Origin of the sequence: Streptomyces sp. NPDC087215 (genome assembly GCF_044744885.1) — a bacterium.
Taxonomy (GTDB): Bacteria; Actinomycetota; Actinomycetes; order Streptomycetales; family Streptomycetaceae; genus Streptomyces.
In genome coordinates, this window is record NZ_JBIUZD010000021.1 from 16,738 (window position 1) to 24,347 (window position 7,610).

General features: G+C 71.7%; 8 protein-coding genes. All 8 read left to right on the plus strand.

Annotated features, from left to right (window positions below):
• The first annotated feature begins 31 nt into the window (after positions 1–31).
• The 8 genes from eccD to ACIO92_RS31875 all read left to right on the plus strand — a co-directional run bounded on the left by eccD (position 32) and on the right by ACIO92_RS31875 (position 7,574).
• The gene (gene eccD / locus ACIO92_RS31840; protein ID WP_401243218.1) at positions 32–1,411 is read left to right on the plus strand and encodes a type VII secretion integral membrane protein EccD; all 1,380 of its coding nucleotides are present in this window, start codon (positions 32–34) and stop codon (positions 1,409–1,411) included.
• A gap of 58 nt (positions 1,412–1,469) precedes the next feature.
• Positions 1,470–2,990, plus strand: a complete 1,521-nt coding sequence (gene eccB / locus ACIO92_RS31845) for a type VII secretion protein EccB (RefSeq protein WP_366446166.1) — start codon at positions 1,470–1,472, stop codon at positions 2,988–2,990.
• A 55-nt stretch (positions 2,991–3,045) separates the two neighbouring features.
• Entirely contained in the window at positions 3,046–3,384 is a 339-nt protein-coding gene (locus ACIO92_RS31850; RefSeq protein WP_366446167.1) for a hypothetical protein, read from the plus strand.
• 55 nt (positions 3,385–3,439) lie between these two features.
• Positions 3,440–3,736, plus strand: a complete 297-nt coding sequence (locus tag ACIO92_RS31855; RefSeq protein ID WP_366446168.1) for a WXG100 family type VII secretion target — start codon at positions 3,440–3,442, stop codon at positions 3,734–3,736.
• A 142-nt stretch (positions 3,737–3,878) separates the two neighbouring features.
• Positions 3,879–4,328, plus strand: coding sequence for a hypothetical protein (locus tag ACIO92_RS31860; protein ID WP_366446169.1), 450 nt, complete (start codon positions 3,879–3,881; stop codon positions 4,326–4,328).
• Positions 4,329–4,361: 33 nt separating this feature from the next.
• Positions 4,362–6,653, plus strand: coding sequence for a hypothetical protein (locus ACIO92_RS31865; protein WP_366446170.1), 2,292 nt, complete (start codon positions 4,362–4,364; stop codon positions 6,651–6,653).
• 56 nt (positions 6,654–6,709) lie between these two features.
• On the plus strand, positions 6,710–7,273 hold the full coding sequence (locus ACIO92_RS31870; RefSeq protein ID WP_366446171.1) for a YbaB/EbfC family nucleoid-associated protein: 564 nt from the start codon (positions 6,710–6,712) through the stop codon (positions 7,271–7,273).
• Entirely contained in the window at positions 7,266–7,574 is a 309-nt protein-coding gene (locus ACIO92_RS31875) for a hypothetical protein (protein ID WP_366446172.1), read from the plus strand. The genes ACIO92_RS31870 and ACIO92_RS31875 overlap by 8 nt, the downstream gene beginning before the upstream one ends.
• Positions 7,575–7,610 lie beyond the last annotated feature (36 nt).

Here is a 7,610-nt window from a genome sequence, read left to right on the forward strand (position 1 = left end):
TCGGCTGGACAGCGGGAAGGACACGCGGGCAGTGAGCGGTAGCGCGGTGGCGGGGCTGTGCCGGTTGAGGTTCCACGGGCCGCACAAGGTGGTCGAGCTCTCCGTACCGGCCGACGTCCCCCTGGCGGACCTGTTGCCGACCATCGTCGGATACTCCGGGGACGACCTGGACGAGAAGGCCGTCGAAGCGGGCGGCTGGGTGCTCCAGCGGCTCGGGGAGGAGCCGTTGGACGAGGAGCGGACGGCGGAGGCCCTGGGGCTGCGCGACGGCGAGCGCCTCCATCTGCGGATGCGCCGCGAGGCACTGCCGGAGGTGCACTTCGACGACATCATCGACGGTGTCGCGACCGGTCTCGAGCGGCGCGGCGACGGCTGGCGCCCCGCCCTCACCCACCATCTGGCGCTCGGCGTCGCGCTGCTCGCGCTGGCCGGCGGATTCGTCCTCCTGGCCCTCTCCGGCGGACTCGGTCCGCTGCGGGTGGTCGCGGCGGCCGGGACCGGGGTCCTGCTGCTCCTCGGCGCGGGCAGCGCCGCGCGGGCGGTGGGCGACGCGGGGGCCGGTACGGCGCTCGGTGCGGCGGCGGTGCCCTATCTGGCGCTGGCCGGGGCGCTGCTTCCGGCCGGGGAGAGCGATCTGACGGCCGCCCGGCTGCTCGCGGGCGGTTCGACGGCGGCGGGCGCCTCGGTCCTGGCGCTGGCGTCCGTGGCCTGTTCCGCACCCCTGTTCCTGGGGCTGCTCATCACCTCGGTCGCCGCTTCGGCGGCGGGGGCGCTCGTCCTCGCGGGGCTCTCCGTGCCGGAGACGGCGGGCGCGCTGGCCGTGCTCGTGGTGGTGTTCGGGGCGTTCCTGCCGGGCTTCGCCTTCCGGCTCTCGGGGCTGAAGCTGCCCGCGCTGCCGCGCCGGGCCGAGGAGCTGCAGGAGGACATCGAGTCGTACCCGGCGCAGGAGGTCGTGGACCGCAGCGCCGTGGCCGACGGCTATCTGACCGCCTTCCACGTGGTGACGGGCGCGCTGTGCGCGGCCTGCCTGACGCTGATGGCGCCCGCGCCCGGCTGGGCCCCGGTGACGCTGGCGGCCGTGCTGTCGCTGCTGCTGATCCTGCACGTCCGGGAGGTCGGCTCCCGGTGGCAGCGGCTGGCCCTGATCCTGCCGGGCGTGTACGGGCTCGCCCTGCTCGCGACCGGGTGGGCGCTCTCCCTGGGCCCGGCGGGCCGTACGGGTCTGCTGGCGGGTCTGGTGGCGACCGCCGCGGCGCTCGCGATCTTCTCCTGGACGGTGCCGGGGCGGCGGCTGCTGCCGTACTGGGGGCGGGCCGCCGACCTGCTGCACAGTGCGCTGGCGTTGAGCCTGATCCCGCTGGCGCTGACCGAGGCCGGGGTGTTCTCGTGGGTGCGCGGGCTCACCGGCTGAGCCGCGTACCCGGAAACGCCCCCGACCACCGACGTACCCTTCCCACCCAGGAGTTCACATGCAGTCCAGACGCGACCAGGTGCAGGCCCACCTGTTCGTGATGAGCAGACTCGGGGCCGGGATGCTGCGGGGCGAGCCCGACTCGCTGGACCTCCCGACCCGGCGGACCACCCGTGGGGTGCGTACCGGACTGTTCATCGCCGTGATCATCGCCCTGGTGATGGGCCTGTACGGGGCGATCAAGCCGGGCGGTGCGAAGGGCTGGGCCAAGCCGGGGACGCTGGTGGTGGTCAAGGAGACGGGCGCCCGGTACCTGTTCGTCGGCGGGGAGCTGCGGCCGGTGCTCAACCAGGCCAGTGCCCGGCTGGTGGCCGGGCCGAAGATGACCGTCTCGCAGGTCGGTCTGAACTCGCTGGGGACGGTGCCGCGCGGCGGACCGGTGGGGATCGTGGGCGCGCCGGACGGGCTCCCGGCCGCGTCCGCGCTGGCCCGGGGCGACTGGCTGGTGTGCGGTCTGACGGAGGCCACGGCGACCGGGCGGCCCGGCCCGGTGGTCTCGGTGGCGGTCGGTTCGGGGGACGCGGGCCGGGCGCTGGGTCCCGGGCAGGGGGTGCTGGTGGCCGCCTCGGACGGCACCGGGCACGTGCTGTGGCAGGGGAAGCGGCTGCGGCTCGGCGCGGGCGCGGGGACGGCGCTGGGCTACGGCACGGCGACCCCGTTCCCGGTGGCGTCGTCCTATCTCAACTCCCTTCCCGCGGGGCCCGATCTGGCGCTGCCGGAGATCGCGGGGCGGGGCACGCCCGGTCCCGTGCTGGCCGGGGGGAAGACCCGGATCGGCCAGCTCTTCACGGACCCGAGCGGTGATCCGTACGTCCTGACCCGGCAGGGTCTCGCGGCGCTGGACCGGACCCGCTTCGAGCTGCTGCGCGGCGATCCGCGTACGCAGCGGGAGGCGTACGCGGGGGCGCCCGCGGTCGCCGTGGCGGTGGGCGCCGCCGATCTGGCCGCCCACCCGGCGCCGGCCGGGACCCTGCCGGACGCGGGCCTTCCGGAGACGCCGCCGGAGCTGGTGGAGCCGGGGGCCGGGCAGGGTGTGTGCACGGCGGTGCGGCCCTCGGCGGACGGCCGGCCGGGCACTCTGGTGACGGTGGCCGACGCGATGGCGGTCGCGGGCCGGCCGGTGACGCCCCAGCCGGGCGTGACGGCGGCGTGCGGCGCGGCGGATCTGGTCTCCGTACGGCCGGGGGGCGGCGCGCTGGTGCGGGCGCTGTCGGGGGCGGGGGCGGCCGGGACGACGTATCTGGTCGCGGACAACGGCGTGAAGTATCCGCTGCCGACGCCGGAGTCGGCGAAGACCCTCGGCTACGCGGGCGCGGCGGCGGTGGGGGTGCCCGCGATCCTGCTGACCATGCTGCCGACGGGACCGGCCCTGGATCCGTCGGCGCTGGCGGCGGCAGGGGTGGTCGACGCGAGCGCGGGCGTGCCCGCGCCGGTCTGTCCGGGGGTGGAACCGCGCGCCGCGGAGCGGGTGAAGGGCGTGGCCGCCGATGCCGCGAAGCCGGTGAACCCCGCGCCGTGAACGGCCCGTTCCCCCTGCCGGGGATCCCACCGACCGTACGATCGAAGGAGATCAGGTGACCGACATTCCCAACGACAACCTCAAGGTGTCGTCCGAGGTACTCACCCAGACCCTCAACGAGCTGGAGGGGCACCTCCAGACGATGGAGCGGGCCTACGCCCAGTCCGAGGACATCGCGCAGCAGGTCGCGCAGAGCATGAGGTCCACCGCCGGAACCAAGTTCATCGCGAAGATCGAGAACTGGCAGCGCGGTTACCGCTCGGTGATGGCCGAGTACAAGGACCTGCTGGACGCCGTCGGCACCACGAGCAAGGTCATGGCGGACACCGCGGGTGAGGCGGAGGCCAACATGGACCTGTGGAGCGGCGACGTCTACGACATCCTCAGCAAGTGACCCCTCCCGGCCTCCCTCTCCTTCCCCTTCTTCCTCTCCTCCCTAAGGAACGCGCATGAGCGAAATGGACATGGACATCAAGCACGGCGCGCTCGAGGACGCCAATGCCCAGATGAAGCAGGTCGCCGCCACGATGAACTCGGCCCTGGAGACCATCGTGCAGCGTCTCGACGCCATCCGGTCGGAGTTCACCGGTGAGGCGGCCAAGGAGTTCGCGGAGTTCAAGCAGGCCGTGAACAGCCTCGACTCCAGTCTGTCGCAGCAGTTCAACCAGGGCGCGGACCTGCTGTCGGACGCCCACGGCATCATCCGCAACGGCGACCGCAAGAGCGCCTACCTGTTCCAGCGCTGAGTCCCGCTCCGGAACCCGGCCCGCCGTCCTTCGCCGGTGTGCCGGGTTCCGTCGTTCCGGGGCGGGTCTGAACCCCGGAGCGCGGGGCTTCCGTTCTCCGTGCCGGACCGGGTACGGCACAGCTCAGGACAGGAGAGGCCCCATGGCGACCACCACCTCGAACTCCGACGACAACGAGGACGACGGCAGTTCCACCACGGTCACGGAGGACGTCCTGCTGGCCAAGGCGAAGCGGTTCGAGGAACTGCTCAAGGAGCTCACCACGGACACGGTCCTGCTGTCGCTCCCGGACTGGACGTCCAAGCAGTCCAACGGCGACTACGGCCTGATCCTGCCGGGCAACACGAAGGAGCTGAACAGCGCCGCGCGCGTCCAGGCGGGGTTCGCCGCGCTGACCGCGCAGCTGGAGGGCGCGCTCGACAAGCTCCAGGGCATCGCCAAGAGCGGCAGCCTCAACCTGCGGAGCGTCAAGGAGATCCTCGGCGACGCCGCCGGGGACTCCGTCGACGTGACCGAGATGTGGGAGCTCCTCAGCATGATCCAGCGCGACGGCCAGCAGTCCAGCGGCGCCGGTTCCGCGCCCGCGAAGTAGACCCCCACCTGTAAAGAGGAGTTCGGCGCGACCATGGCGGACAAGACGTGGACCTGGGAGAACGGCCTCAAGGTCTTCATGGACACCACCGGGGCGTTGACGACCCGGGACGCGGTGGCCGGGGCGGGATCCCAGGACTGGTCCGACTTCGGCACCTTCCGCATCGAGAAGAACGTCCCCCTGTCCAAGGACTACAGCACGATCTTCGACTTCTACTGGGACTACACCGCCACCTACGGCACCAGCAGCTCCCGGTTCGTGGTGGGGTTCAGCGCCAACTGGAAGGGTTACTTCGACGAGCCCAAGTCCCCGTACAACCTGTTCCTGAACGAGCCGTACAAGGCGCTGGACCCTTTGGTGAGGGGGAACTCGTCCGCGAAGACGGACATCGTCAACTACTTCACGTTCGACAACGCGAAGACCCAGCTGGACGGTGTGGTCAAGTGGCTGGAGGAGTGGATCCCGCTCATCAAGGGCTGGGGCGAGGACCTGGAGTCCGAGGGGAGCGAGTGGCGGGGCAGCGCCGCGGGCTCGTTCAAGAAGTTCGTCGACGTCATCCACATGGAGATGAACAAGGTCAGGCTGGACATCACCACGCCGAACAACATCGTCGATCTGCTGGACAAGGCCAAGGTCGCGCTCGACGCCTCCTCCTGGGGGATGTACAGGGGGTTCGAGACGTGGCGGAAGGGCCGCAGCCTCCTGGTGAAGAGCAGCGGCGAACAGCACAACTACTCGGCCATGAACGGGGTGGAGCTGCTGCGCGCCCATTTCATCGCGCTCATGGAGGGCTCGACGCTCGAAGTCGAATGGACGACGTCCACGGCGTCGTACGGGAACGGCTACACGACCAGCTACAGCGCTTCCTTCAAGAAGATCTCGGACAACACCGGGGCGGACGTCAGCCCCCCGGAATGGGTCAGGGGGGTCGAACGGAAGGCGAAGGACGAGTGGCTGCAGACGCTCAGCAGTCTCGACGCCACCGCGACGACCCATCTCAACGGCATGGACAACGCCTATCTCCCGCTGGCGTCCGCCCTTGAGGAGGGCGTCTACCAGCCGAACTTCACCCTGCCGACGGGTACGGGCGGTGCCGGGGGCCCCGGTACCGGCGGGCCCGGCGGAGGTCCCGGGGGCGGGTCCGGCATCGACGGCCCGCCGGACGGGATCGGCGGGAACGGGGGCGGCGAGGGCGGCGCCGGGGGCGGCCCCGGGGGCGGCATCAAGATCCCCGACATGACCGGCGGCAAGGAGGGCGGCTCGGGAGGCAAGGGTCCCAGCGGTCTCCCCGGCGGCCCCAAGCCTCCGATCACGTTCCCCGGCTCCTCGACCGGGTCGGAGGGCTCGGGACCGGGCAAGGGCACGGGCGGCGGCAACGTCCCGCTGCTCGACAAGAACGGCAAGCCCGTCATCGGCGCGGACGGCAGGCCCGTCATGGTGCCGCCGGGCTCCCGCATCGGCAAGGACGGCAAGGTCTACGACTCCAAGGGCAATCCGGTCCTGGGCACGGGCGGCAAGCAGATCGTCGCCCCGCCGGGCGGAAAGGTGGGGACGCCCCAGACACCGGGCCGCGAGGACACCCAGACCGGTGGGACGCCGGGCGCGGGCTACGACCGGATCCGGCTCCCCGAGGGGGCGAAGATCCTCGCCGACGGCAGCATCGTCGACGCCAAGGGCAAGCCGCTGCTCGACTCCAACGGCAACCCCTACGTGCTGCCCAAGGGGGCCGTCCTCAAGGACGGCGTCGTCGTCGACGCGAGCGGCAACCCGATCAGCCGCAGCCACCAGTTGCTCACCAACGCCGAGCACGCCCTCTCCACCCGTCCCGAGCAGAAGAACCCCACCACCGGCGGCGGGAAGCAGGGCTGGGACGGGCTCGGGGCCGGTTCCGGCGGCAGCGGCGGCGGCCGCAAGTTCGATCTGAACAACCTCGGTTCGAACGGTGCCGGTCACGGTGGCGGCGGCGGGCCGAAGAGCGTGACCTCGGTGGTCGGCGGCACGGGCGGGATCGGCGAGCGGGTCGCCCGGATGCTCGGCGGCGGGGACGGCCCACCGGCCACGGCCGGCGCCTCGTCCGACGGCCGGCAGTCGGGCGGCGGCACGGGAACCGGAGGCGGTACGGGCGGCGGCACCGGAGGTGGCACCGGCACGGGTGGCGGCCCCGGGACCTCGCAGCCCCCGATGATGCCGCCGATGAGTCCCGGCGCGGCGGGCGGCGGTCAGCCCAACCAGGGCAAGGACCGGCAGCGCACCACCTGGCTGACCGAGGACGAGGACACCTGGGGCACCGACACCGGCTCCGTCAGCGGGGTCATCGGCCGCTGACGCCGTCCGCCCCGGACGCCCTCTCCTCCCTCTCTTCCTTCACGAAAGGCGGCCCCATGGCCATCGACTTCGAGAGCATCCTCAAGGACGCGATGTCGGCCCTGCACGACCAGCGGGACAAGATGCTCGCGGCCAAGAGCGAACTGGACGCGGCGACCGCGTCCGCCACCTCCAAGAACCACATGGTGTCGGTGACGGTCGGCCCCCAGGGCCAGGTGGTCTCGATGACCTTCCACACCAAGGCGTACCAGTCGATGGCCCCGGCCGAGCTGGCCGCCGTCCTCGTCACCGTCCTGAACGAGGCACGGGCCAGGATGGGCAGTCAGGTCATCGAACGCATCAAGGGCTTCGAGGACTTCAGCGGGCACCTGCGCAGTGTGACGGGGCTCGTCGGCACGCCCGTCGAGATGGACGAACTCCTCAAGCCGCTGCGGTCGATGGCCCCGTCCTTCGGCCTGGAGGAGGCCGAGGAGGAGGCGAAGGCGGCCCGGCAGGAGGAGTTCGCCGCCGAGGAACCGGCATCTCGCCGCCCCTCCGAACAGCAGGCGAAGCAGGACGACTTCGCCACCGAGTCCGAGAGCCGTATCCCCACCGGGAAGCAGGAGGAGTTCAGTGGCTGACGACCTGAAGGTCCTGAGCGACCTCAAGAGCAAGTTCGCCCACTACGAGGACTACCAGCGCTGTCTCACGGATCTCAGCCGGGCGATCGTGGAGATCAACCGGATCAACAAGGAGTCCGCGGGCCAGGACGAGATCGGCAAGACGTACCACCAGCAGGTCGACAAGCCCACCGAGAACCTGACGGAGACGCTCGCGTACCTCAGCAAGCGGCTGGGCGCGGTGACGGACGCCGGGAAGGAGACGTCCGACACGATGGCGAAGTCGGACGAGGAGGCCGGGGCCCAGGCAGACGGCTTCTGAGGCCGGTGGTCGCCGGGGGGCCTGAGGCCGGTGGTC